Genomic DNA, 1,137 nt, shown 5'->3' on the forward strand with positions numbered 1-1,137 from the left:
GATACGGTCCGTTTCGCCGGGGCCGCCTTTGCCCGGCCCGGGGCGGTACGGCCCGCCGCAGCCCCGTCCTGGTCGTCGCCGTCCGGGAGTGCCGGGTTGGTGGCTCCGGGGTGGCCGCCTCCTGGAAGGCGCTGGTCAGCGTGGCGGCTGTCTGTCGTGGGTCGGGGGCGCGCATGATCGCGCCGAGGACGGCTACTCCGGCGGCGCCCGCTTGGACGCAGGCGCGTACCTGGGTGGGGGTCTCGACGCCGCCCAGGGCGAGGGCTGGCACCCGGCTCAGCCGGAGGAGTTCGGCCAATCCCTCGGGTTGCAGCGGCGGGCCGTAGCCGGGCTTGGTGCGGGTGGGGAATACCGGCGAAAGGGTGACGTAGTCCTCGGTGGTCAGTCGGCGCAGCTCCGCCTCGCCGTGGCAGGACCGGCCGACCAGGTCGGCGGCCGGCACCGGGTAGGGACCGGCGGCCGGCAGGTGGAGGGCGACCGGCGACCGGCACGCCAAGTGGAGCAGCGGGTCGGGGCCGGCGACGATGAGGGTGCCGCCGACCTCGGCCAGGATCTGCCGCAGTTCGGTGGCGAGGGCGAGGCGGTCGGCGCGCGGCAGGTCCTTCTCCCGCAGCACCACCCAGCGCACTCCGCCGTCGACGGCCGCCGCCACCACGTCCACCAACGCCCCCCGCGCCACCCGCCGATCGGTCAGCAGCACGACGCCCGAGACCGGTGGGATCTTGGTACGAAGCGGCCCTCCGCGGGGCGGGTTGGTACCAACATCGGCAAGGTGTCGGGTCACAGGTCGGGGCGTCCTTCGTCAGGGGTGGAGGCGAGGGCGTGGAAGCGGCGGGCGATACGGCCGGCACCGAACGCGAGCCGACCGGCCTCGACCGCGTACCGCATCGCGGTGGCCATCGCCACCGGATCCGCGGCCCGGGTCACCGCGCTGGCCAGCAGCACGGCGTCGCAGCCCAGCTCCATGGCCAGGGCCGCGTCGGAGGCGGTGCCGATGCCGGCGTCCAGGATCACCGGCACGTCGACGTCCTGCCGGATGAGCCGGATGTGGTGCGGGTTGTTGATCCCCAGACCCGACCCGATCGGCGCGCCGGCCGGCATCACCGCCGCACAGCCCACGTCGGCGAGACGGCGGGC

The 1,137-nt window shown here is 75.1% G+C and carries 2 pseudogenes; both read right to left on the reverse strand.

The features are described 5' to 3' along the window. Window positions 1-157: 157 nt before the first annotated feature. Window positions 158-721 (reverse strand): annotated as a pseudogene (locus tag AB0M52_RS34085) (thiamine phosphate synthase); the annotation flags it as partial. A gap of 59 nt (window positions 722-780) precedes the next feature. Then, window positions 781-1,137, reverse strand: a pseudogene (locus AB0M52_RS34090) (thiazole synthase); the annotation flags it as partial.

Origin of the sequence: Micromonospora sp. NPDC051296, assembly GCF_040682255.1 — a bacterium.
In the GTDB taxonomy this organism is placed as follows: Bacteria; Actinomycetota; Actinomycetes; order Mycobacteriales; family Micromonosporaceae; genus Micromonospora; species Micromonospora craterilacus.